This is a genomic window from Edaphobacter sp. 4G125 (assembly GCF_014274685.1).
GTDB lineage: Bacteria > Acidobacteriota > Terriglobia > Terriglobales > Acidobacteriaceae > Edaphobacter.
Window position 1 is genome coordinate 280096 of sequence record NZ_CP060393.1, and the last position, 22390, is coordinate 302485.

Consider the following 22390-nt stretch of genomic DNA (forward strand, 5'->3'; position numbering starts at 1 on the left):
GGTGACCTCACGCGATCAGGAACAGTCCGAAAAGACGCTGCCACGCTGGTCCGGGTCTTCTATGCGACGGACAGATTGCGCGTTGAGGGTTCAACGGACAATGCCGCATACAACTGGGGCCGGTCACCCGAGGGAAGGCTGGAGTATGGCGAATGTCAGGTATCGATCCCTGCCGTTCATCTCCTGGGAAATTTCGAATCGCCTTCCTGGTTGAAGTTCGAGTTTCGGCCCGATCCCAACAAACACATCGTCCTGGCAAAAACTACGACACTTGAAGAAGATCTGTTCTTCGAAGAGGTGAGACAGTCCATTCTTAGCTCCAAAAAGAAGGATGCCTTCGTCTTCGTTCATGGCTACAACGTAACGTTTGAGGACGCTGCGCGAAGAACCGGGCAGTTCGCCTACGATCTGAAGTTTGTTGGAGCGCCGATCTTCTACAGTTGGCCCTCCAACGGCAAGGTCGCGGACTACCTGAAGGATGAGACGAATGCGGCCTGGTCCATTCCGCACTTTCAAACTTTTCTTTCTCTGTTGGCGCAACGAAGCAGTGCGGAGCGCGTCCACGTGATTGCCCACAGCATGGGCAACCGAGTGGTTTGCGAAGCACTGAGGCTGCTTAGTTCCGACCCTAGTAACGACATGCAGCTCAACCATCTTGTGTTGGCAGCACCGGATATCGACGCTGCGACGTTTGCAGAGCTTTCGCGGCTGCTGTGTAAGCGATCGGCCAATATCACTCTCTACGAATCACGAAACGATAAGGCTCTTCTGGCCTCGAAGAAGATCCACGGTTACGTCCGCGCAGGGGAGCCGTTACTTGTGCTTGAGGGACTGGATACGGTCGATGCATCGGCGATCGACACAGACTTTCTGGGACATTCGTATTTCAGCTCGGACTATGCGCTTTTGTCCGATATCCACTCGATGCTTTCCAGCGATGAACCCGCGGCCAGAAGAATTGGTCTGAATCTTAAACAGAGTGCCTCAGGTTCGTATTACGAGTTTCTTCCACATGGATGAGCTGCTGTCCGACAATCTGGGATTTTTGAGATATCGATCTACAAAAGCCGAATTAATGGTGGAAAGGTTAGAAGCAGGCTTCCCGTTAATAACGCCAGGGCTATCTTTACAGCAAAAGAACAGGATGGCGGACGTTTGCCCCAAAACACCGCAAGTCCGATCCATGACAAGAAAAAGATGAGTGTGCCGAAGAGAAGCACTCCGCTGAGCGCGCCCGATGGCGGGTAAACGCTGAGGAAACGATTGATCGCAGGACTGCTATTTCCGAGAAGATAGAACAGACCGAAGGCGAAGCATCCGACGGAAGACGCGACTAGCATGGAGCAGGCGGAGATGGAATTCGAACGATCCTGGCTCATCGCACCTCCATCGAAGAACTCACTGCATCGATTATGGGAGCAGATTTATTCAGCAAGGCTCCCGTCAGCCCGGCAACCCCGGTCGCAAAGAGTGCGGTCGCTGCAAAACTCAGGACTCCCAGACGCAACACCGGATACTCGCGCAACGCCGCGCGGCATCGGATAAAAAGAAAAGCTGCCGCCGTGAAGGCCAACGGCGCAATCAGGGCAATATGCTCCTTCCACTCCATGCCAAGGGAATGAAGCGGCGCTGTGGAAGCATGGGCGAGGAGAAATGCTCGAGGGTGCATGTGGATGTTGTCGCCTGCCGTCAGAGGAGAGCGATACCAGGGGTACACGACGAAGGTTCCCGAGATGACGGCAGCCCATCCGAAGAGCGCTGCACCGACGAGATAAGCCCGCTCCCACAAGGGAAGCCTCTCCGGCAAAGGGAGATGTCGATAGTAGCGAAGGCTCTCAAGGAGCAAAGCGTAAGAGGCCAGCAGAAAGAAAGCACCGAAGAACAAGCCGTGAAGCTCTGTCCAAAGTGCGTGATGCGTCATTCAGAATTCCTCCAAAGCAATGTAGACGATAGGCGAGGATATCAGGTCGATGCAAAATGTTTGTGAGTTTAAGAAGACTGGGACCAAACTACGACTGAACAACCGTAGACATCAATTCATCCAGTGAGTTGCTGGCGACGATCTGGCGTTCAAAGATGCGACCGAAGTTGCGCGCTGTGGAGTGGATCGCATTCTGCATCGTCGGCTGGCGAGCAGGATCGTCCGTAGGCTGTGCTTCGAGTTCGAGCGAGGTGACGGTGCGATCCGTAATCCCGCAGGGAACGATCAGGTCGAAGTCGCGCAAGTCGGTCGTCACATTGAGCGCGAAGCCGTGCGAGGTAACGCCCTGCGAGACGTGAATCCCCATGGCGCACAGTTTCTTCTCCTGCATGCTTCCGCTGGCAATCGTCCACACGCCGGTGCGTTTGGCGATGCGTTGCGCCGGTACACCAAAGTCATAGCAGACGCGGATGATGGCCTCCTCCAGCATGCGCATAAAGTCGACCGGGCCCAGATGTGGGCCTTTCTTGCCGGGCCATTCGCCACGCAGATCGAAGATCGGATAGCCGACGAGCTGTCCGGGGCCGTGATACGTCACATCGCCACCACGATTGATCTCGTGCAACTCGACACCGCGAGTAGCAAGAAGATCGTCGCTCGCAAGCACATTCTCGCGATGCGAGTTGCGGCCCAGTGTCAGCACAGGCGGATGCTCCAGCAATAACAATGTGTCGCCGATCAACCCCTGCTTGCGCGCATCGATCACACGCTTCTGGATAGCAAGACCTTCTGCATAGAGCACACGGCCCAGTTGAAGGAGATGGATGTAACCTTCGCTCACGCTTTTATTATCCGCCTCGCAGATGCCGCAGCAGCCGCGGATCGAAGTTTGCTCTGCTCGAATCGACAATGCGTATGTGTTTCGCGTCGCGATGCAAGGGGTTCAGCAGATAGTTAAAGGTGTTGGGCAGAATGGCCGAGGGAACGCGGGCCAGCGCAGTCTTGCCTGCTTTCAGCCAGGCATCGCCAAGGCTGCGGCTTATGTTGAGATCGGTCTTCCAGTCGTCGCGTTTACCGGAGACTAGTTCGTCGACGGCAACACTGGCCGGGGTCTCCACTCGCAACAATGTGTATGCAAACGGAAGCTCATCTTCGGTCAGCTCAAGATGAACGAGAACTTCAATCATCGCTCCGGCAGGTGATGCGGCAAGATAAACAATCGGTTTCCCCGCCGTGTGCCAACGCGCCGAGTACAGCAGGCCTCCCTCGCCTGAGAGCGAGCGGAAGTTGCTGATGCGCCAGAGTTCGAGCTTTGGTTCAGCCGCAGCCATCAGGCGAACATGCCGTATTCGATCTGTCCGAGCATCTCTTCCACCATGCGGCCGCCGAGATCGGTGCGCAGCATCTGCATTGGCGTGCGCTGGTCGAAGCGCTTCTTTGGCTTACCCAACCATTCGCGTGCATGTTCTGCATCGCCGAAGACCGAAACTGCATGATCGAAGACACGCACCAGCCTCGCGAGCTTATCGGACTCATCCGCCGAGAGCGACTCGCGGCGTGCACGGCGGTGCTTCAGCGTACGCGCCGGAATGACAACATCGTAGATGTCCTTCAACTCCACACCGGAGGCGGAGACAAAGCTGGTCATTGTGTCCACAGGGACTCCCGCCTCGACGCTCTCAAGGTTGAGATGCAAGCGAGCGGATAGCCTTGCGGAAGTACGGGATTTTGTGGCAATAGCCATATAGACATTATGCCATTAATATTTCGGCAAAATGCCTTCATGTTGCAGATCCTTTTGCCTTTTCTTAGGCAGTATCAAGTTTCTTGCAATCAAAAGAGATACGTACTCCACAAAGCAGCCAACAGCAAAGAGCTGACCTACTCCGTGAGGTTTTCGGCTTAGGTAAGTAGCAATTGTTGGTAGACACAGAAGATGAAGCGTAAGTGCCACCACTAGAAATAGCCAGAACGAATATGACCATTTAGTCCTGCTAGCCACAATGATTGACACAAAAATAAAGGCCGTCGCTATCCAAAGAATAATCCACTGATAGCTCATACCGTTCAGTGTGCAAACCACCAGGAAAATAATCGCTGCGCTGCTGATAACGATATATATCGCGAAAATCTTTGAGTCGCGATTGATGACGATTCGTTCGTGACATGGTGATGATCTTGAAGCAAAAGGGAGAGCCTCAATAGGCTCTCCCTTTGAATATAGGATGTTCTGCTACACGTTGATCGCTTTACCCTCAACGCTCGAGAACGCATCCAGCAGCGCCTCGGCCACTGTCGGGTGGGCGTGGATGGTGAACATCATCTCCTCGACTGTTGCTTCGAGCTGGAGGGCGGTGACGGCTTCGGCGATGATCTCCGTGGCGGCGGGGCCGATGATGTGCACGCCGAGAATCTCGCCGTACTTCGCATCGCTGACCACCTTCACGAAGCCGTCGTGCGCATCGAGGATCGTCGCCTTCGAGTTGCCGACGAACGGGAACTTGCCGACCTTCACGTTATAGCCCTTCTCTTTAGCCTGGGCTTCGGTGAGGCCCACGCTGCCGATCTGCGGCTCGCAATAGGTGCAACCCGGAATGCGGGCGCGGTTAATGGGCTTGGCATATTTACCAGCGATACGCGCGGCGACGACGAGTCCGGCCATCGCGCCGACGTGCGCTAATTGCGGCATGCCGCCCACAATGTCGCCGACAGCGTAAACGCCAGGCTCGGTCGTCTCCATCCACTCGTTCGTCATCACGAAGCCGCGCTCGGGCTTGATTGAGGTCTTCTCCAGGCCAATGCCTTCGGTGCGCGGTGCACGGCCCACGGCCATCAGCACCTTCTCCGCCTGCTTGGACTGCTGCTTGCCGCTGGAGTCGGTCCAGGTGACCAACGCACCCTGTTTGTTCTTTTCGATCTTCGTGTCTTTGATCGAGAGATTCACATCGATATTGCGCTTCTTGAACTGGCGCAACAGTTCCTTCGAGATTTCCTCGTCTTCCACAGGCACCACGCGTGGCAGCACCTCGAGGATCGTCACCTCGGCCCCGAAGCTGTTGAAGACACTGGCAAACTCAACCCCCACAGCACCCGAGCCGATAACGATCAGCGACTTCGGCATCTTCTCGATCTTCAGGATCTCGTAGTTGGTCAGGATCGTGTCGTCGGGCTTATAGCCGGGCAGCACGCGTGCATCCGATCCGGTGGCAAGCACGACCTTCTTCGCCTTAATCGTCTCCGCTTTGCCGTCGCTGAGTTTGACGTCGATCGTGTGGACACCTTCCTTCGCCGGCCCAGTCAGCTTACCGAAACCCTTGAAGGTGGTGATCTTGTTCTTCTTCATCAGGAAGTCGAGTCCCTTGGTGTGGCGCGAGATCACGTCGTCCTTGCGGGCGATAACATTCTTCCAGTTCAGCTTGGGTGCTGCGACGTCGATGCCGTAGCGGTCAGCATGCTTCAGATGGTCCCACAGCTCGGCAGAGAAGAGCATCGCCTTGGTCGGGATGCATCCCCAGAGCAGGCAAGTTCCACCGAGTCTGTCGTTTGCGTCGACCAGCGCAACCTTCAACCCATACTGCGCTGCGCGGATCCCACAGGTATATCCCGCAGGTCCTCCACCAAGGACCACTACATCAAAGATCGTATCTGCCAAAGCTCTCTCCTTCTCGTTACCCCAAACATTCTAGAGTACAGAAGCTGTCAAGTGCCTCGGCAGAAAGTCCTAAAAGGATGGATTGGGTCGATAAACGGACCTTCCTGAACTATGTATCGATATAGTGTTACCGACATGCGATTCTCCGCGCTGACTCTTTTGCTAACCCTCGCATTTTCAGCACAGGTAACTTTTGCGCAAACCAGACCTGCCACCAAGATCATCGTTGATACCGATGTGGGAGACGACATCGACGATGCCTTTGCCATCGATCTCGCGCTTTCGAGCCCGGAGTTGCAGATCCTGGGGATATCCTCGGCCTGGGGAGATACGACCTTACGCGCTCGCATGCTCGATCGCATGGTCTGCGAGACCGGACGCAAAGAAATCATCGTAAATTCCGGAATTTCAACCAAATCCGCTACCACCTTTTCTCAGGCTGCCTGGGCGAAGGCAGGAATAGAACACCCGCACGCGGACGCCGTAACCTTCCTGCTGGAACAGATCAAGGCACATCCGGGCGAGATCACTCTTCTTGCGATTGGCCCTCTTACCAATATCGGCGCCGCGATCGACCGCGATCCCGCGGCCTTCCGTAAGTTGCAGCGCGTCGTCCTGATGGGCGGCTCGATCCACCGTGGATATGGACCTGTAGGAACAGCACCCGAGCCCGAGTACAACATCGCACGCGATCCAGTATCGGCTCAGAAGCTGCTCCGCTCCGGTGTGCCGATCTTTATGCTTCCACTGGATTCTACGCAGATTAAATTCGATGCAGCAAAACGATCTGAGCTAGCTTCCATCAGCACTCCCATGACCGACGCACTGCAGGTACTTATTGCAGAATGGAGCCGTTCCACGCACCAGGACTCACCCACTCTCTTTGACGCCGTAGCCGCAGCCTATGCCATCGACGCCAAAACCTGCCCCATGACTCCACTGCATCTCGAAGTAGATGACAAGGGCATGATGCGTACGACCCCAGGCAGTCCCAATGCAAATGCCTGCCTCGAGCCCAAGGAAGATGCCTTCTTTTCGCTGTTGATGCCGCGATTACTGAATCAGCGACTCGTCGGAACAGAAACCTGTATCGCCGCGAAGTAATCTACTTCGCAGTCAGTGCCTCGAGCAGAGCCACAGCCATTGCATTCGTTGGAGTAGGAATGCCGTGTGCGTGTCCCTTTCGCACGATGGCTCCGTTGCGGGCGTCGATCTCCATCGGGCGGCCAGCAATCCTATCGGCATGGAGCGAATTGATCGAATCCGGAGCGGCTCTACGGCATGCGGACAGCACCTCTTTCGCGAAGGAATCTGCAAAAGCTGCGCCTTCAGCCCGGCCAACCGCAATGCACTCCCGCACCATATCGAGAGCAACCGCCCCAATCGCCTCTTCGCGAAGAACCCCTGCTGGCTTCAATAACAGGGCAGGAAGAGCGCCGACAGCATTGTGGCAGAGTTTCTTCCAGGCCACTGTCGTCCAGTCTTCCACTGCTGCAGCATCGGCAGCAGTCCCGGCAAAGAGATCTACAAACTCACGCCCAAGATTGCCCTCGGGAACGCGCAGGCTCATAGGACCACGTTGAACGATGTGATTTACACCTTCCTGTGAAGAGCGCCGTTCCGCAGGACAGTCCACGATCACCGGCACGATCTTTTCTTTGGCCTGATAAGGAGCGAACCGCTCACGATGCTCAACTCCGTTCTGCAACACAGCAACTGGAGCGCCTTTGGCGCAAAGTGCATCGAACCAGCGTGCCGTTGTTTCAACATCGTAGGCCTTCGTGGCAACCATCACCCAATCCACAGAACTCGCCTCTTCAGGGTGCGTAAGAATGGTCGCCTTGATGTGTATCTCCTGCTCCGGAGTCTGTACCACAAGCTGCTCAAGAGGCCGCCGCACGCACAACACAAGTTCATGGCGGCCAGCTGTCTGTAGCAACGAAGCAACAACACCGCCGATCGCCCCTACTCCAACGATTGCAATTCGTGCCATGCAGCGATTTTAGAATCTCAAACCATCCCATCGGTGACGAATCTCCATGTAGTCTCGAAGAGAACGCTATGAAAGCAACCGCCTGGGAGTTTCGTCTTCGTTACTGGATTCACCTCGTCATCTATGTGCTCGGCTTTACGGCTCCGTGGGACCGCTGGCTGCATCTGGATTCCATCCGGACATGGCAACTGATGGCTTCGTGGCCGGCAAGGAGCAAATGGCTGAGCTTCAGCAACGCAACGATTGCGGTCCTGGCCGTGGGCATTGTTCTTGCCCTGCTCGCCGCGTTGCTGCGGACGTGGGGTGCGGCTTATATGGACGCATCCGTGGTTCACCATACCGCAATGCACGGGGAGCAGGTCGTTGCCGATGGACCCTATCGCAGGGTCCGCAATCCCTTGTATGACGGGATGTTTCTCCACACATTGGCTCTGGCGTTACTGATGCCTCCGAGCGGTGCGGTCTTCGCCATCGTGCTAATCGGCGTGTTTCAGTTGCGACTGATCCTGGCGGAAGAGGTTTTCCTCACGGAAAAACTAGGGGAACCCTATCGCCAGTATTGCTCACGGGTCCCGCGACTACTGCCTGCCCTGCAACCGAAAATACCAGGATCAGGGGTGCAGGCGTCCTGGGGAATGGCCTTTCTAAGTGAGATCTATATGTGGGGCGTGTTCGTCTCCTTCGCCGCGCTGGGGTGGCGGTATAACTCCATGCTGATTCTTCAGGGAGTCATCGTCTCGCTGGGAGTTTCACTGGTGACAAGGGCGTTTCTTCCCAAAATGCGGGTTGCCGCAGAGTAAGCGATCACACGCTGCTTATTTAGACATAAATGGTTCAGCCACTCAACGACCTGAATAACTATGTCGATCTGAGACAGATGTCCGTTGCCTCTTAATCTGCACAATCGCTAGAATTTGGCGTTTGCCTTTGATTGCATAATCAAAAATTCACGCCAGCGCTCAGGACTTCCGAACAACGGTCCAATGGGTGTTCAGGGGTTATATGCTCGCCGAACGTTCGACACGGGTCCGTCTGTTTCTTGCCTTCTGGCTCTTCATTCTGAGTGGCGTTGCCTTTCTGGATCGCACCAATATCTCCATCGCGGGCCTGCACATCAGCACAGAATATGGTCTTGGAAATCAGCGGCTTGGCTGGATCTTCAGTGCCTTTCTGATCGGATACGCCATCTTTCAGCTACCGGCAGGATGGCTGGCGGCGCGTTTTGGCCCGCGTAAGGTCCTGACCGTCGGGGTGATCTGGTGGGCGGTGGCCACTGCGCTGACGGCGATCCTGCCGTCGGGGATTCCCCACGCTGTCTCCCTCTTGATTGCAATCCGCTTTGGCCTCGGCGCTGGAGAATCGGTGGTCTATCCCGCGGCAAATCAGTTCGTCGCCCGCTGGATTCCGACGGAAGAGCGTGGCTTTATCAATGGACTGATCTTTGCCGGAGTCGGTGCAGGAAGCGGTCTTACACCGCCTCTGCTGACCTGGATGATTACCCATCATGGATGGCGAGCTGTCTTCTGGTTCAGCGCGATCCTTGGCCTCGCGGTAGGACTCGTCTGGTGGTATGTGTCCCGGGATACTCCGGACGAACACCCCTGGATCTCTCCCGCGGAGCTGCGAGAGATCCACAACGGGCTGCCTGCAAACCCTATAGTGGCAACAGAAGAGGGTTCTGTTCCTGAAAAGATCTCCTGGAGCGCAATCTTTCATCGGCGCGATTTGGCGGCCCTGATGATGGGCTACTTCAGCTTTGGCTATATCGCGTGGATTTTCTTCAGCTGGTTCTTTCTCTACATGGCGCAGGTACGTGGCCTTGATTTAAGAGAGAGCGCACTTTTCACCATGCTGCCGTTCCTTTCGATGACAATTTGCAGCCTCGGTGGTGGAGTTTTGAGTGATCGGCTGACTCATCGCTTTGGGTTACGCGTCGGACGGTGTGCCGTAGCGGCTGCGGCGCTGGCACTCACCGCAATATGTCTTGTAGCCGGATCTCAGGCCGCGCATCCGCAGACCGCCGCAATTATTCTTGCGATTGGCGCGGGCGCTCTCTATATCTCGCAAAGCTCGTTCTGGTCGGTCTCCGCTGATATTGCGGGACACAACTCGGGCGTATTCTCCAGCGTGGTTAATATGGGAGGGCAGGTGGGTGCAGCGATTACCGCATCCTTGACTCCCTGGATCGCCCTACGGTTTGGATGGAATGTATCGTTTGGCGTGGCCGGCGCCCTAGCCGTCATCAGCGCCCTCTGCTGGTTGACGGTCCATCCAGAACGCCCCTTGGATACGAAGGGGGCTTGAGGTACATAACTTCATATAGCGCCGTTAAAACTAAGCGCCCACCCATGCTTTCCGCAGGAGTGGGCGCTTTAATTGAGATTGCTGTCGAAGTTAGAGCGCAGCTCCTCCAAGCAGGGCCGCGGCTGAGAACTGCGGAAGCCCGGTCCAGTTGGGGATATTGAACGGCGCACCAGGATGAGGAGAAAGTCCCGGATAGCTGTGGTGTTCGCGCAGCGCCTGCAGGATGTTGGGGAGGGTGTCATCCTGCTGATCGCGTGAAGAGCGTTCCCAGTAGAGAAGGAAGCCCTGCCCACACATGGGACAGTGAACGTCCGGAGTAGCATCCGTGGGTTTGCATAAGACCTGCATGGAGATTTCCTTTATAAGAGATGATCGCGTCTCAGGATGGACTCGAGGTTTTGTCTCTGGAGCGGTCGTGCGTATTTGTCATGTCCGTCTATCCGCAGTACGGATAGATATCTATGGATGGATGCGTGGAACCGGGGAGGAGTTGGCGCAGACGAAGCAAAACAATCTCTGCACTAAGAAATAACGCTGCCGGGTGAACAGAATATTAAGAAATGCAGTGGATGCAAGACGAGACAGAATATCTCCCATCCATTTCTGAGAGTCGCGTCCGGCAACACACTGATTATCCAGCGATTGTGTTCAGGTCCTCGATAGCTTCAGAAGGCAGTTTCAATCCAGCGGCAGCGATATTTTCGCGCAGATGCGTATGAGATGATGTGCCTGGAATCAGCAGGATATTCGGCGAACGCTGAAGCAACCAGGCCAGTGCCACCTGCATGGACGTTGCAGAGAGTGCAGATGCGGTGGACTCAAGCGTAGACGATTGCAGCGGCGTAAATCCTCCAAGCGGGAAGAAAGGCACATACGCAATCCCTTGTGCTGCGAGAAGATCGATAAAGGCATCGTCAGTACGATTCGCCAGGTTGTAGAAGTTCTGAACGCAGACGACAGGAGCAATCTTCTGTACCTCTTCAAGCTGTGTTCGTGTGATGTTCGAAAGCCCGAGATGCTGAATGAGGCCTTGTCGTTGCAACTCAGCAAGTACAGTGAAGGGTTCGCCGATGGAAGCTTCTGTCGGCTGGCTTACTCCACCTACGCGCAGGTTCACAATATCAAGCCGTTCTAGGCCAAGATTACGCAGATTGTCATGGACACTGTCGATCAGGCATTGCCGGGAAGTGTCGAGAATCCAGGAGCCATCGTCGCCACGGCGTGCGCCGACTTTGGTAACGATGGTGAGGTCCTCCTGATACGGATGCAGGGCTTCCTTGATGATCTGGTTGGTGACATGCGGCCCGTAGAAATCGCTGGTATCGATGTGGTTGACGTTACTTGCCACAGCCTCGCGCAACACGTCCACTGCTTCGTTGTAGTCGCGCGGCGGACCGAAAACATGGGGTCCAGCCAGCTGCATAGCGCCGTAACCCATACGGTTTACAGTGATAGAGGTATGGGGAAACGTAAAGGTCCCGCCAGGATGGCTCTTCAGATCGCTCATACGTGTTTAGATGAAGCGCGGTCCGCTCCAGGAGTTCGCATTTGCGAAAGCCACTGAAACCTCCACTGGAGCCTCGTAAATCGCCTGTGCAGGCGCGTTCGAGTGCAAGTGTGCAGGCCATTCGCGAAGCCGCTGTTCAGGTTTTGCTCAAAGAGGGTAAGGAGCGTCTTACAACCAGAAGGATCGCAGATCGCGCTGGCGTCTCCGTGGGAACGCTCTATCAGTATTTTCCAAATAAGAGCGCTTTGTTGCAGGCGGTGCTACGCGATCATCTTGAGGGAATCGCCGAGGCGCTTCGGGCGGCTTGCGAAGAGTGGAAGGGCGCGACACTCGATCAGATGGCTACTGGATTGGTCGATGACTTTATGAAGGCGAAGCTGCGTCATGTGGAGACCAGCAGGGCACTCTACTTCATTAGCGACGATATAGGTGGCGCCGCCATCGCCCGCCAGAACGCAGTGCACAATGTCTCCGCGGTCGCCGCGCTGCTGGAGTCCGCACCGCAGAAACTGATCGAGAGCCCACAGGTAGTCGCGTCGATTGTACTGGCTACCCTGGCAGGAGTAAGCCGGCGAATGCTGGAGGCCCGACTGCAAGACGGCGAACTCGAGGCGATGCAGCAGGGATTAAAAACGATGGTACGTGCCTATCTACAGGCGGTAACCAGCCCCGCCTGATCTTCCATTTTCCACCGGCGCCCTATACAGCTATAGGCATCTATGGAACATTCGCGCGCACCGCGAACACGCATCAGTATCCCAGAAAAGTAAAAGGCAGCGCTGCTTTGAACTCCTTCGCCACGTTGCCCGAAAACGTGTTGCTCTGGTCTTTTCCTAAATCGAGCTTTCTGACCCCGGTACTGGTGGAGAAATCGACGTCTTTGAAGTTGACCCAGAAAGTGTTGGGTGTGAGCGCAGATTCGAAGCAATAAATCAGGCGTTTCTGGTCAGCGACGGTGCGCCATCGCGTGGAGGAGATGTTGGGCTCGCCGGGAGTGGTGATGCCATAGGGCACGGAGACATTGCGCATGACGCTGAAGACGCTGGCGACCTCGATGTCGGGATTGTCGTCCTTCGGAATGGCATTGATGTAGAAGGAGGCACGTGCGAAGCGGTCGGCGGCTCGATTCGTACCGGGAAGAAAGGTTGTGCCCCCGATCTGTTTCCAGTATTGCTGTAGAGCAAGTTGCTCTTCAAAGATGGGGGAGTTGGTCATTACCTGGTAGCTGCGATTGTGGTGGATCACCTGCCGCCCCTCGATGTACTCCACAATGGCGCTGTCTCCAGTAGCGTCAGAGATGGAGAAGTGGAGCGTGGCCAGTCTTTCTTCGCCAGGAATGCTCGTAGTCCAAACAAGAAAAGGTTCTTTTTCAAGCGTGGAGACGGCCTCCTGCACGGTCGCGAAGTTGTCCAGGACATACTGGGCCCAGATGGAGAGCGGAAGAACAGGTTTGCTGCTGGAGTGAATGTCGGGATATTTCGATTCGACCAGCCACAAAGCATTGGCAACAAGGCCCTTTTCATTCATTCCATCCGTAGTTGCCGCCTCATATCCGGTCGCGACGACACTGCCATATTTGGAGGTCCATTCGAGGGAACGTGGATTGGCCTTACCCACATGATGAATGCCGCGAGGCAGAATGTAGAGGTTGGTCCCAACATCGACCTTCCAGTCCATCGTGCGGCCGGTAATAACCGCCCCATTTTCTCCAAGGAAAACTGCCCGGCTGCACGCATCAAGGGACTGGGTGGCAGAAACAAGCAATGCAGCAGCGAACGCGGAAGCCCTGAAGAATCCTGTATCTCTCAACATCGATCTCTCCTGTATATTTCTGATTTTTCTGAAGCGAACGTGAATTCGCGGTTCGGGCGCCACCATCATACTGCTGCCCGTGTCCCATCTTCGCGACGAAGCCGTTAAGGGTGGGTATTTGCGCAAGACGATGCGAACCAGAACCCAGGATCTTCAGGCAGAAATTGGTGCAACCGAAGCAAAGCAAATATGCTGGAGAGACAAGGTTTTTATGAGCGAGCAGATAAAGATACAGCTTCCGGATGGGTCGGTGCGCGAGGTTGCGCGCGGAACAACCCCATATGACATTGCGATGAGCATCTCTCCACGCCTTGCGGCGGCCGTAGTCGTGGCACGGGTCAAGCCGCTGACGCAGGAATCAGCGAATAACGAGGAAACGACCGACGAGACGGAGGAGAACTCCGAAGCCGCAATGTATGGCGGCGCTGGCGAGGCCGGCGAGCGGTTGGTCGATCTATCCGCTCCGCTCACCGAAGATGTATCGCTGGAGCTGTTGAAGGAAACCGACGCTGCTGCCCTCAAGGTGGTGCGGCACTCCGCCGCCCACGTCATGGCGACAGCAATCCTCGAGCTTTTCCCCGAAACCAGGTTGGGGCATGGGCCTGCAACCGATCAGGGATTCTTCTATGACGTCTACCGAGAGACTCCGTTCAGCGAGGCCGACCTCGCAGCGATCGAAACCCGCATGGCCGAGGTGGTCGCACGCGACGAAAAGTTCGTGCGCGAACATGAGTCTCGCGAGAAGGGGCTTGACGACTATAAGAAGCACGGCGACTTCATGAAGGTGCACTTCATCGAGAGGTTCACGAAGCCGGGTGATGAAATCTCGCTGTACAAGAATGGCAACTTCACAGACTTCTGCCGCGGGCCGCACGTGCCTTCGACGGGCCGTGTAAAAGCCTTCAAGGTGACCAGCATCGCCGGGGCGTACTGGCTGGGGGATGAGAAGAATCAGCAGTTGCAGCGCGTCTATGGCACAGCCTTCTTCAACGCGAAGGACATGGAGGCGCACTTCAAGCGGCTGGAAGAGATCAAGGCGCGCGATCACCGCGTTTTGGGCAAGCAGCTTGATCTGTTCTCGATTCAGGAGGTCGCAGGCGCGGGCTTGATCTTCTGGCATCCAAAGGGCGGGCTAATCCGCAAGACCATGGAAGACTGGATGCGCGATGAATGTATCCGTCGCGGTTACGAAATGGTATTTACGCCACATATTATGAAGCGGGAGTTGTGGAAGATCTCGGGCCATGATGGCTACTACGCGGAGAATATGTATCCGCCAATGGAGCTTGATGACGCCGAGTATCGGCTGAAGCCGATGAACTGCCCTGGCCACATCCTGATCTACAGGAACTCTCCGAAGAGCTATCGCGACCTGCCGCAGCGGTATGCCGAGCTGGGCAACGTCTATCGCTACGAGCGCTCTGGAACCATGCACGGACTCTTGCGCGTGCGCGGCTTTACGCAGGACGATGCGCACATCTTCTGCACTCCGGAACAGGTCGAGAGCGAGATTGCTGCATGCGTGGAGTTCGCTGACGAAGTCTTGAAGGCCTTCGGATTTGCGGAGTTCAAGGTCGAACTCTCTACCTGGGACCCGAAAGATCCAAAAAACTATGTCGGCAAGGCAGAGCACTGGGACGGCGCCGTGGCTTCGCTCGAAAAAGTGCTGGATGCCAAAGGAATCCCCTATCGCGTGATTCCGGGCGAAGCCGCCTTCTACGGCCCGAAGATCGACATCAAGCTAGTCGACGTACTGGGACGGCTGTGGCAACTCTCCACAGTGCAGTTCGACTTCAACCTGCCACAGCGCTTCGAGCTGGAGTACACCGGCGAAGACGGCGAGAAGCACCGACCAGTAATGGTGCATCGCGCTCTGTTCGGCTCGGTGGAGCGGTTCTTCGGCGTGCTGATCGAACACTATGCTGGAGCATTTCCGCTATGGCTGGCTCCGGTGCAGGTTGGCATCGTACCGATCAGCGAAAAGCACCTGGAATATGCAAAGAGCGTAAAGGCGAAGCTCGAAGCCGCTGGGTTACGAGTGGAGTTGGATGAGCGGAACGAGAAGATGAACGCAAAAATCCGCGAGTTCACTCTACAGAAGGTGCCGTTCGTCCTTGTCATGGGAGATAAGGAAGCTGCCGCCGAAGCAGTTAGCGTGCGGACACGAGGCAAAGGCGACGAAGGCTCCGTTGCTCTGACAAGCTTCATCGAGCGGGCAACCGCACTAGTGGCCAGCCGCGGCGTAGCGCTGTCGTAAGTTACAGATTGTCTGTGCAGGTTAGATTCTGATTTGTCGAATAAATCTGTAATCCTGAGCAAAGGCGTAGCCCGGAGTCGAAGGATCCGCATTGATTCTGCGGTTCCCGCCTTTACCGGGTTCCCCACCTTGGCGATGATTTCATCTCGCCAAGGTGGGTTCGCAGCCGACCTGAATCCACGTTATCAGTGCAAAATCGGTGTTAAGCCTTCCTCCCACCATGTCCGGAAATGCAAAAGAATTCAACTTCGTCTCTGCGAAGAGTAATATTTCTGCGCATTGCCGTAGCTTCCCAAATGGTGACTGGATACATCTAACAAATACGATCTGACGACTGACTTGAGCTTACGGATGGTTTTTCTCCCTATGACCACGATCCGACTTACAACCTGGATAAATGCACCGGTGGAGCGATGTTTCCAACTGGCAACAAGTATGGGGATGTCCTCGCCTGTCCTGCCCGCCTCAGGAATGCGGGTAGGCTCCTTACAGGCTGGAGACATCATCCGATGGCAAATGGGACTGGGAAAGGCCCGGCTCGAGTACCGTAGCCGCATCGACATTATCCGGCCCTACTCCTACTTTCGTGAGGTTATGGCCACCAAGGGTATCTTCCTCTATTACGAGCACGAGCATCACTTTGCGCGAATGGACGATGGAACCAGAGTGCGCAACGAGATTCGTTTTACTACCCGGCTGGGCGTCCTGGGACGCCCCTTGGAGCTCACCCTCTTCCGAACAGGCCTGATGCAAATGCTGGCCCGCCGGAATGCGCGTTTGAAGGCCATTGCCGAATCCAATGAGTGGAAAGGCTATCTTCAAGTAGCACCGGCCGTTGCGGGCCAGGGCAAATCGCAGGAGAAGTTTGCTGTTGCCGAACCGCAAAGCCGAATCAACATGCAACGTTTTGCGTAGTAATTTACGAAAACTCCTTCCTTCCCTTGAGCGGAAAGGGAAATCCGTTGCCCATTTTGTGTGCAAATTGCACACTTTCGGCGGCAAATCGGTTTGGCGCGGCAATTGCATTCATTCAGGGCAGTAAAACTTTCGGTGAGCGAAAAAGCCACCATGGGCCTTGGGTTATTCCGATGCGTCGCGTTTCTATTGCCTTACTTCTTCTCCTGGTCTTTGCCTCCGCTGCGACGGGGGTGCAAGTCCACGCCTCCACCGAGTGCGCACGCTGGGTTGCGGAGTATCGTGACGAGCTGGCACACTCCGACTTGGTGAAACGCGCAAACGCGGCGCGGCACCGGTTGCATCGCTATGTGCATCGCAAGGTCGCCGCCTTCCATCCTTCTCAGCCCAAGCCTCGAGTCCGGGTGCTTCCGGCTCGCTTCCAGCGGCCAAAGATGACCCGTGAAGAGTTATTACGCCAGCTCGAGTTTGCCTGCGGTGATCTTCCAGCAGATCCAGTAGAACTGGCCGAGAACGTCAAATTCCAACCCACCCCGGCCTTTACCTTTGGCATCGCCCCAGGCGATGACTTGACCGGCCCTCTGGGTGGAGGGGATGCTCCACAGAGCTTGCTGGCTTCAAATAACGGGCCAGGTTATGGCGGAAACTATCCGATCGGCGGTATTGGAGGATGGGGAGGTGGTGGCGGATCCGGCCCTAGAAACCCCGGCGGCAATGGAGGAAACAATCCTCCTGGAGAAGGCAATCCCGGCGGAGGGAACCCTGGAGGCGGAAATCCTCCGACAGCAGTAGCACCTGAACCGGGCAGCCTCTTATTGATGGCGACCGGACTGGTTGGGGCTGCAGGCGTGATTCGACGCCGCAAGGCATCCGGACGTTAGATATGCCTCAGCACCAACAGGTCTTCTGTTTCCCTAATCCGCTATGAGACGTTAACGGCGGCGGAACCGCTGGCGAATCGCCTTGACGCGATCTTCTTTCGTGGGCCCCGGAGCCGGTTTTTCTCCCTCGGGGTAAAGGACGACAAAGCGGCGAGCCCCGTCCCCTGAAGATTCCGTATGGAGGCCTGAGGACGCCAGCGCAAGATGCAAAAGGCGGCGCTCCCGCGAATTCATGGGGGAAAAACTATACGGCTGCCCAGTGCGCCGAACGCGCTCGATAGCCACCTCAGCCGCCATGCGAAGCTCCTGATTACGGAGGACCTTGAAGTTCTCTGCATCAAAGGAAATGCGATCGTGGTCTTCGTGCTCGAAGCGAAGGACCTTGGCTGCAAGGTGTTCAAGCGAAAGCAGCAACTCTCCATTGCGCGCAAGCAGTAGGGGAACATCGGGCCCAGAAAACTCAACCGAAATCTCGGCAGAAGAATCTGCGCTGGCAGGGGGAGTGTCAAGGATAGTGAACTTCAGATTCAGACGACCCGGAGAGGTGAGGGTCTGGAGGAAGTCAGCGACCTTCTTCTTTTTTGCTTCCAGATTTTCCATGGAAATATGCAAGTTCAGTATACGGAATTAAACGCTAAATAGCTTTCGGGACGACGCTGGTAATGGGAAAACTCGAGTCGTCAATCCATACAAAAAAGTTCTTATGGGTGACCGATTTGCTCCCAGATGACAGCCAGATGATGGTCGTCGTGCTCCGCAACAAAGTAAAGATGATCGACCAATCGCATCGGCGTCTTCAGGCGCGGGTGCGGAATGGTCCGCCCAAAGGGTTCAGGCCCCAAAGTCGCGATGCGATTGAGAAGTTGAATGCGCTGCGTGCGGAAGGCAAAAAGAATGTCTTCGAGCGGTCGGGCGTTATGGTTAGCTTCATCGGTGCGGCGATTCTGGAGATCCGTTGGTGTGAGGATCTCAGTATCAGAGACAAAATCGTTCACTCGGGCCAGCCATAGGGGTTCAAGATCAGCGAGATGACCGGCGTGCTCCTGTGCTGACCAGAGTGGACGGGATGGTCCGACCGGTTGAACATGAAGAGTTGACGGAAGACAATCGCGTAGCGCTTCGTCGAGCCGCGCTGGAGTTCCGCGAAGCCGGGCCAGCAGGTTCGGCAGTAGCTCACCAGGAAAAGTAAATTCAAAATGACGTTCAAACCAGGCAGGTGGATGGGTCATGAAACTTGGATGATTGGGCACTCGATGGGTTTCGAGAAGTAACACCGCTGTATCGACAAATGGGAAAGAATCTCTTCCCTCAAATAACGAGGGCTCCATCTCTGGAGCCCTCTGGCGTACTAATCCCTGTTAAAACCTTCTCAGCGTTTGCCTTGGATAACCGGCGCTCCAGCCTTGCGACGGGCGCGCTTTGCGGCGATCTCGCGCATCTCCTTGCCCAGTGAGGTCTGGTTCATGACCCACTGCTGCGCGATACCGAAGAAGTTGCTGGTCGCCCAGTAGAGGCCAAGGCCCGAAGCATATGTCAGGACAAAGTATCCAGTGACCAGCGGCATGGTGAAAGCCATCATCTTCTGCTGTTGCGGGTCTACACCCGGCGAAGGCGTGTAGTACTGCATCAGGAACTGGCTGATGACCATCACGATCGGCAGAATGTAATAGGGGTCCGAAGCCGTCAGGTCAGGAAGCCACGCCCAGTGTGCATGGCGCAGCTCGACGACCTTCGGGAGCATCGAGTAGAAGGCAAACAGCAGCGGGAGCTGGATCAGAGTCGGAATACAACCGCCGAACATGTTGACCCCGTTGTCCTTCTGGAGCTTCATGATCTCCGCGTTCATCTCGTTGCGCTTGGGGTCGTTGATCTTGTACTTCTTGTACCTCTCCTTGATGGCATCCATCTGCGGCTGAATGCGCTGCATCTTCAAGCCAGACTGCATCGTCTTGATACGCGTCGGAAGCAGAAGGATGTTGATCGCCAGGGTGAGCAGGATGATCGCCCATCCCCAGTTGGAGACGACATGGAGGTGAATCCACTGGAGGCAGAGGAAGAGGAACTTTCCGATGACTCCCCAGAAACCGAACTCAAGCAATGGAGAAAGCGAGATCTTCGTTCCGTTGGTGGAGGTGGCATAGATGTTCTTGAGGACGTTGATGGCCTTGGGCCCGACGAAGAGGCGGGTCTGGGTGTGGCCGCTGGTGTCTCCAAAGGCTGCGCCCAAAATGGAGACATCGATCGCCTTGGCCGACCGGGAGGTCGAACCGAAGCCTGAGCGATGAATCGTCTTGGCGACGTCAAGCTCGTTGTGAAGGGTAACGAGGCTGGCAGACGCCGGTGAGTCAGGAAGGAAGATCGCAGCGAAATAAGTATCGCTTACGCCGGCCCAGTCAAAGGGCCCGTTCATTGTCTCTCCGCCGGAGACCTTCTTCGAAGCGATGTGCTCGTCATGGGAGTCGCGAGAGTAGTCAATCTGCGCTCCGGCATAGCCCAGCGCCGTATCCTGGTCGCCAAAGCCGCCCGGCCAGGAGAGCAGCGCACGCACCGGCGAACCGTTACGCGTCACCTGCACGTCCACGTGAAGGACATACGTCTCGTCGAAGGAGAAAGTCTTGGTGACCTCAAGGCCATTGGCCGAATACTGGAAGGTCAGCTTCGCAGGCGCGGTCAGCTGGCCAGTCGCCGAAGGAACATAAAATGCACTGGCGAGCGTTGCATTCGTCCCGGCATCGTACGTGTGTAGCGAAAGCGGGTAACCAAATTTCTCCGCCGCCTGGGTGTGGACGAGGTTCAGCGGATGGCCGTCGGTGTCCTTGTACTGCTTCAGAACCCAGCTCTTGACCTGCGCGCCGCGATTCGTGAACTCAATGCGGTAAAGCTCATTCTCGACCACGGTGGTGGACTCAGCCGCAGCCTGGACAACAGGCCCGGCGGCCGCCGCCTCCGGTGCACGCTGGCTTGTCGCATCTGGTGCTGGCACAGAGGGGGAAGGCGTTGCAGGCTGCTGCGGCTGTGTCGCTGACTGTGTCTGGGCCGCCTGCGAGTTCGGCGAAACCGTCTTCGGGTTGGTCTTCTGCCGGTAATAGCTCAGGCCAAAGAAGACGGCAATCATGAAGAACATGACAACGAAGAGCGACCGGCCGTCCTGCCCGCCACCGCCCTGCTGATTTGGATTTTTGAACTCTGCCAAGGATGTTCCTGTTCTGTGGTGCTACTTAAATGAACGCGCAAAGAGCGCGGAAAGACGCAGCCTCTATGGTAAATCAGGGGGTATTGCCGGGAACTGATTTTGCACCATGAATGGGGCATGCCCGGACCGTCGGCCAGTCCCCATCTGGAATACGGGGCTATTTACCCTGCATCTTTGGGATTGCGTCATGAATTGAGCTTAAGGGAGACAATCTCCGGGAGAGGATCTTCCTCAAAGATCAGCTCTTCTGTCTGCTGCGCTCGCGTGCTGGTAACCAGATGCAAGACAATGGTCGCGATAGCGAGGGAGAGGATCATGAGGAGGAATCCGCTTGTGCTGTTGAGCATGCGGCCCTCAAAATCGGCTGCCTGTTTGAGCCAATAGATCGAGCACATGAGCACTACCCAGAAGACGAAATGCAGGTTTGCTTTGCCGGGAAGATACGAGCAGGCAAAGGAGATCTTGCGGAAGGTGAAGAGACATAGCTCGACGATGAGTGCGCCGAGCAGTGCCATGGCCACGATGTGACGGACGATCTGCAATAACGCATAGTGTGTGAAGAACGCCGCCGAAATCGCGAACAGGACAGGAACGACTCCCAACAGGAGAAGCGAAATGCGCACGGCGCGATGGTACATGTGAGCCGGACGCAGCTGCGTAGCACGGAAGATCCAGTTGGCCCTGAGCGTGATGGGAATAGCGATGACGACACGGAGCGCGAGCACAGTAAGCGAGACGGTGAGAATGCTTGCGAAAAGAAAAGTGGTGCTGATGCTGCCGAAAGATGGCGCAAGTCCGATGAATTTAGTGTGGGCAAAACCGAGAATAATGGTGAGCCCAATGCCGACGTAGAAACTGAGGATCATGCGATGCTGCCGGCTGCGAAGCAAAGTGCGCAGGCTGAAGAGAGTAATGACTCCTGCAAGTGAGTTGCCTAGGTTGAGTGACCGCGAACGCGTGGCGGGAAGGATGTCGGGCTGCTCGACGATCTTTGGCAGCATGCGGAAGTAGGAGAGCAGCAGCGCTGCAAAAGCGCCGAGCGCGACGAGGCCAAGCGCGAGCCACGCTCGGTGCGCCAGAGGAACCAGCTCAGGACGCATCGACCCGTTGAGCTGATTGAAGAGTCCCATAAACCAATATGCAGGAAGCCAGTGGAGCATGCGCTGATTCTGTGGCGCGCTGAGCGCTGCGGGCGAGTTGAGCGAGGGCCCGAGAAAGTAAGAAGAGAGAAGAAGACAGAGCAAAGCAGCTTGCAGAAACGCTGAGAGGTGAAGGAACAACTGACGTGGAAGCATGTTGGCGGCCAAGCCTTGCAGGGCAAGCACGCTGAGCACAAAGAAAGCTCCGGCTGCAAAGATGGTGAACCAGTAAGCGGGTAATGTGCGTAACAGGCTCAGTTCGCTGCCGAGGCCAACGGCAAAGACCATAGGCCAACCCGCACCGGCAAAGAAGTTGAAGGCGAGCATCCCCAGCAAAGGCGCGGCAAAGAGCGCAGCGATCTTGGAGAAAAAAAGCGTGTTGGTGCGCACGGGTAGCGGGCCGAGAACGAGCATATCGCGGCGATCGGGAAAGGCTGAGTCCCAACTGAGAACAGCGATGATTCCGGCGATGGTCATCGTGGTCTCGATGAGGAAGTGTTCGAACGTCCACATGGCGGGCACGGGTAAAGGTTTTCTCATAGAGAGGATGAATGGGACGGGGATGGTACTGAAAAAACTGATGGTGCTGAAGACAGTGGCGAATTGTCCCATCAGGCGTGAAGGATCGCCGTCTGTCGAGAGAATCTCAAGGTCGATGACGCGAAGAAAAAAGACACGATAGAGAACACGGAAGGAAAACGGAAGACGTGATTGGAGGGCTGCTGAGAGTTGGCTTATATATCGCAGCACGAAGGTTCTCCTGGGATGGGATCATGCACGAATAATGCTCGGTTTCTTGTCCCACTCGAGCTCGAA

The 22390-nt window shown here is 55.9% G+C and carries 22 protein-coding genes; 8 read left to right on the top strand and 14 right to left on the bottom strand.

Going from position 1 to position 22390, the window contains the following annotated elements:
- Positions 1 to 75 precede the first annotated feature (75 nt).
- Positions 76 to 1020, top strand: coding sequence for an alpha/beta hydrolase (locus H7846_RS01255; protein WP_186694593.1), 945 nt, complete (start codon positions 76 to 78; stop codon positions 1018 to 1020).
- A 38-nt stretch (positions 1021 to 1058) separates the two neighbouring features.
- Here H7846_RS01255 and H7846_RS01260 read toward each other — a convergent pair whose 3' ends face one another.
- The 6 genes from H7846_RS01260 to lpdA all read right to left on the bottom strand — a co-directional run bounded on the left by H7846_RS01260 (position 1059) and on the right by lpdA (position 5573).
- Complete coding sequence (locus H7846_RS01260; RefSeq protein WP_186694595.1) at positions 1059 to 1379, bottom strand: hypothetical protein; 321 nt, start codon at positions 1377 to 1379, stop codon at positions 1059 to 1061.
- Positions 1376 to 1921, bottom strand: a complete 546-nt coding sequence (locus H7846_RS01265; RefSeq protein ID WP_186694596.1) for a hypothetical protein — start codon at positions 1919 to 1921, stop codon at positions 1376 to 1378. The genes H7846_RS01260 and H7846_RS01265 overlap by 4 nt, the downstream gene beginning before the upstream one ends.
- 88 nt (positions 1922 to 2009) lie before the next feature.
- The gene (gene lipB, locus H7846_RS01270) at positions 2010 to 2762 is read right to left on the bottom strand and encodes a lipoyl(octanoyl) transferase LipB (protein WP_186694598.1); all 753 of its coding nucleotides are present in this window, start codon (positions 2760 to 2762) and stop codon (positions 2010 to 2012) included.
- Between the two features lie 7 nt (positions 2763 to 2769).
- Positions 2770 to 3252: an RES family NAD+ phosphorylase gene (locus tag H7846_RS01275; RefSeq protein ID WP_186694600.1), complete on the bottom strand. Its 483-nt coding sequence runs from the start codon at positions 3250 to 3252 to the stop codon at positions 2770 to 2772.
- Entirely contained in the window at positions 3252 to 3665 is a 414-nt protein-coding gene (gene parS / locus H7846_RS01280; RefSeq protein ID WP_186694602.1) for a type II RES/Xre toxin-antitoxin system antitoxin, read from the bottom strand. Before parS ends, H7846_RS01275 begins: the two co-directional genes overlap by 1 nt.
- 489 nt (positions 3666 to 4154) lie before the next feature.
- Entirely contained in the window at positions 4155 to 5573 is a 1419-nt protein-coding gene (gene lpdA, locus H7846_RS01285; RefSeq protein WP_186694603.1) for a dihydrolipoyl dehydrogenase, read from the bottom strand.
- Positions 5574 to 5708: 135 nt separating this feature from the next.
- Between lpdA and H7846_RS01290 the strand changes: the two genes are divergently transcribed.
- On the top strand, positions 5709 to 6677 hold the full coding sequence (locus H7846_RS01290; RefSeq protein WP_222597534.1) for a nucleoside hydrolase: 969 nt from the start codon (positions 5709 to 5711) through the stop codon (positions 6675 to 6677).
- A gap of 1 nt (position 6678) precedes the next feature.
- Here H7846_RS01290 and H7846_RS01295 read toward each other — a convergent pair whose 3' ends face one another.
- The gene (locus H7846_RS01295; RefSeq protein WP_186694607.1) at positions 6679 to 7566 is read right to left on the bottom strand and encodes a 2-dehydropantoate 2-reductase; all 888 of its coding nucleotides are present in this window, start codon (positions 7564 to 7566) and stop codon (positions 6679 to 6681) included.
- A 68-nt stretch (positions 7567 to 7634) separates the two neighbouring features.
- Between H7846_RS01295 and H7846_RS01300 the strand changes: the two genes are divergently transcribed.
- Both H7846_RS01300 and H7846_RS01305 read left to right on the top strand, forming a co-directional pair.
- Complete coding sequence (locus tag H7846_RS01300) at positions 7635 to 8366, top strand: methyltransferase family protein (protein WP_186694609.1); 732 nt, start codon at positions 7635 to 7637, stop codon at positions 8364 to 8366.
- Positions 8367 to 8568: 202 nt separating this feature from the next.
- Positions 8569 to 9870: an MFS transporter gene (locus H7846_RS01305; RefSeq protein ID WP_186694611.1), complete on the top strand. Its 1302-nt coding sequence runs from the start codon at positions 8569 to 8571 to the stop codon at positions 9868 to 9870.
- A 90-nt stretch (positions 9871 to 9960) separates the two neighbouring features.
- Here H7846_RS01305 and H7846_RS01310 read toward each other — a convergent pair whose 3' ends face one another.
- Both H7846_RS01310 and H7846_RS01315 read right to left on the bottom strand, forming a co-directional pair.
- Positions 9961 to 10218, bottom strand: coding sequence for a hypothetical protein (locus tag H7846_RS01310; protein WP_186694613.1), 258 nt, complete (start codon positions 10216 to 10218; stop codon positions 9961 to 9963).
- A gap of 283 nt (positions 10219 to 10501) precedes the next feature.
- A complete protein-coding gene (locus H7846_RS01315; RefSeq protein WP_186694615.1) occupies positions 10502 to 11377 on the bottom strand; it encodes an aldo/keto reductase family oxidoreductase in 876 nt (291 codons plus the stop codon).
- A 41-nt stretch (positions 11378 to 11418) separates the two neighbouring features.
- Between H7846_RS01315 and H7846_RS01320 the strand changes: the two genes are divergently transcribed.
- A complete protein-coding gene (locus H7846_RS01320) occupies positions 11419 to 12054 on the top strand; it encodes a TetR/AcrR family transcriptional regulator (protein ID WP_186694617.1) in 636 nt (211 codons plus the stop codon).
- Positions 12055 to 12127: 73 nt separating this feature from the next.
- Here H7846_RS01320 and H7846_RS01325 read toward each other — a convergent pair whose 3' ends face one another.
- Positions 12128 to 13189 carry a linear amide C-N hydrolase gene (locus H7846_RS01325; protein ID WP_186694619.1) on the bottom strand — a complete coding sequence of 354 codons (1062 nt, stop codon included), beginning with the start codon at positions 13187 to 13189 and terminating at the stop codon, positions 12128 to 12130.
- 211 nt (positions 13190 to 13400) lie between these two features.
- On the opposite strand from H7846_RS01325, the gene thrS reads away from it, so the two are divergent.
- The 3 genes from thrS (at position 13401) to H7846_RS17925 (ending at position 17242) form a co-directional block, all read left to right on the top strand.
- Positions 13401 to 15446, top strand: a complete 2046-nt coding sequence (gene thrS, locus H7846_RS01330; RefSeq protein WP_186694621.1) for a threonine--tRNA ligase — start codon at positions 13401 to 13403, stop codon at positions 15444 to 15446.
- 441 nt (positions 15447 to 15887) lie between these two features.
- Complete coding sequence (locus H7846_RS01335; RefSeq protein WP_186694623.1) at positions 15888 to 16361, top strand: SRPBCC family protein; 474 nt, start codon at positions 15888 to 15890, stop codon at positions 16359 to 16361.
- Between the two features lie 173 nt (positions 16362 to 16534).
- Positions 16535 to 17242 carry a PEP-CTERM sorting domain-containing protein gene (locus H7846_RS17925; protein WP_255460766.1) on the top strand — a complete coding sequence of 236 codons (708 nt, stop codon included), beginning with the start codon at positions 16535 to 16537 and terminating at the stop codon, positions 17240 to 17242.
- Positions 17243 to 17293: 51 nt separating this feature from the next.
- Here H7846_RS17925 and H7846_RS01345 read toward each other — a convergent pair whose 3' ends face one another.
- The 4 genes from H7846_RS01345 to H7846_RS01360 all read right to left on the bottom strand — a co-directional run bounded on the left by H7846_RS01345 (position 17294) and on the right by H7846_RS01360 (position 22324).
- Positions 17294 to 17842, bottom strand: a complete 549-nt coding sequence (locus H7846_RS01345) for a Jag family protein (RefSeq protein WP_186694625.1) — start codon at positions 17840 to 17842, stop codon at positions 17294 to 17296.
- A 101-nt stretch (positions 17843 to 17943) separates the two neighbouring features.
- Positions 17944 to 18471: a DinB family protein gene (locus H7846_RS01350; protein ID WP_186694626.1), complete on the bottom strand. Its 528-nt coding sequence runs from the start codon at positions 18469 to 18471 to the stop codon at positions 17944 to 17946.
- Between the two features lie 140 nt (positions 18472 to 18611).
- The gene (gene yidC / locus H7846_RS01355; protein ID WP_186694628.1) at positions 18612 to 20435 is read right to left on the bottom strand and encodes a membrane protein insertase YidC; all 1824 of its coding nucleotides are present in this window, start codon (positions 20433 to 20435) and stop codon (positions 18612 to 18614) included.
- A gap of 185 nt (positions 20436 to 20620) precedes the next feature.
- Positions 20621 to 22324 carry a hypothetical protein gene (locus H7846_RS01360; protein ID WP_186694630.1) on the bottom strand — a complete coding sequence of 568 codons (1704 nt, stop codon included), beginning with the start codon at positions 22322 to 22324 and terminating at the stop codon, positions 20621 to 20623.
- Between the last annotated feature and the right edge of the window lie 66 nt (positions 22325 to 22390).

What these genes read in the sequence shown, in the direction of transcription:
- H7846_RS01260 (WP_186694595.1), bottom strand. Translation starts at nt 1,379, where the DNA reads ATGAGCCAGGATCGTTCGAATTCCATCTCCGCCTGCTCCATGCTAGTC.
- H7846_RS01265 (WP_186694596.1), bottom strand. Translation starts at nt 1,921, where the DNA reads ATGACGCATCACGCACTTTGGACAGAGCTTCACGGCTTGTTCTTCGGT.
- H7846_RS01275 (WP_186694600.1), bottom strand. Translation starts at nt 3,252, where the DNA reads ATGGCTGCGGCTGAACCAAAGCTCGAACTCTGGCGCATCAGCAACTTC.
- parS (WP_186694602.1), bottom strand. Translation starts at nt 3,665, where the DNA reads ATGGCTATTGCCACAAAATCCCGTACTTCCGCAAGGCTATCCGCTCGC.
- H7846_RS01290 (WP_222597534.1), top strand. Translation starts at nt 5,709, where the DNA reads ATGCGATTCTCCGCGCTGACTCTTTTGCTAACCCTCGCATTTTCAGCA.
- H7846_RS01295 (WP_186694607.1), bottom strand. Translation starts at nt 7,566, where the DNA reads ATGGCACGAATTGCAATCGTTGGAGTAGGGGCGATCGGCGGTGTTGTT.
- H7846_RS01300 (WP_186694609.1), top strand. Translation starts at nt 7,635, where the DNA reads ATGAAAGCAACCGCCTGGGAGTTTCGTCTTCGTTACTGGATTCACCTC.
- H7846_RS01305 (WP_186694611.1), top strand. Translation starts at nt 8,569, where the DNA reads ATGCTCGCCGAACGTTCGACACGGGTCCGTCTGTTTCTTGCCTTCTGG.
- H7846_RS01310 (WP_186694613.1), bottom strand. Translation starts at nt 10,218, where the DNA reads ATGCAGGTCTTATGCAAACCCACGGATGCTACTCCGGACGTTCACTGT.
- H7846_RS01315 (WP_186694615.1), bottom strand. Translation starts at nt 11,377, where the DNA reads ATGAGCGATCTGAAGAGCCATCCTGGCGGGACCTTTACGTTTCCCCAT.
- H7846_RS01325 (WP_186694619.1), bottom strand. Translation starts at nt 13,189, where the DNA reads ATGTTGAGAGATACAGGATTCTTCAGGGCTTCCGCGTTCGCTGCTGCA.
- thrS (WP_186694621.1), top strand. Translation starts at nt 13,401, where the DNA reads ATGAGCGAGCAGATAAAGATACAGCTTCCGGATGGGTCGGTGCGCGAG.
- H7846_RS01335 (WP_186694623.1), top strand. Translation starts at nt 15,888, where the DNA reads ATGTCCTCGCCTGTCCTGCCCGCCTCAGGAATGCGGGTAGGCTCCTTA.
- H7846_RS17925 (WP_255460766.1), top strand. Translation starts at nt 16,535, where the DNA reads ATGCGTCGCGTTTCTATTGCCTTACTTCTTCTCCTGGTCTTTGCCTCC.
- H7846_RS01345 (WP_186694625.1), bottom strand. Translation starts at nt 17,842, where the DNA reads ATGGAAAATCTGGAAGCAAAAAAGAAGAAGGTCGCTGACTTCCTCCAG.
- H7846_RS01350 (WP_186694626.1), bottom strand. Translation starts at nt 18,471, where the DNA reads ATGACCCATCCACCTGCCTGGTTTGAACGTCATTTTGAATTTACTTTT.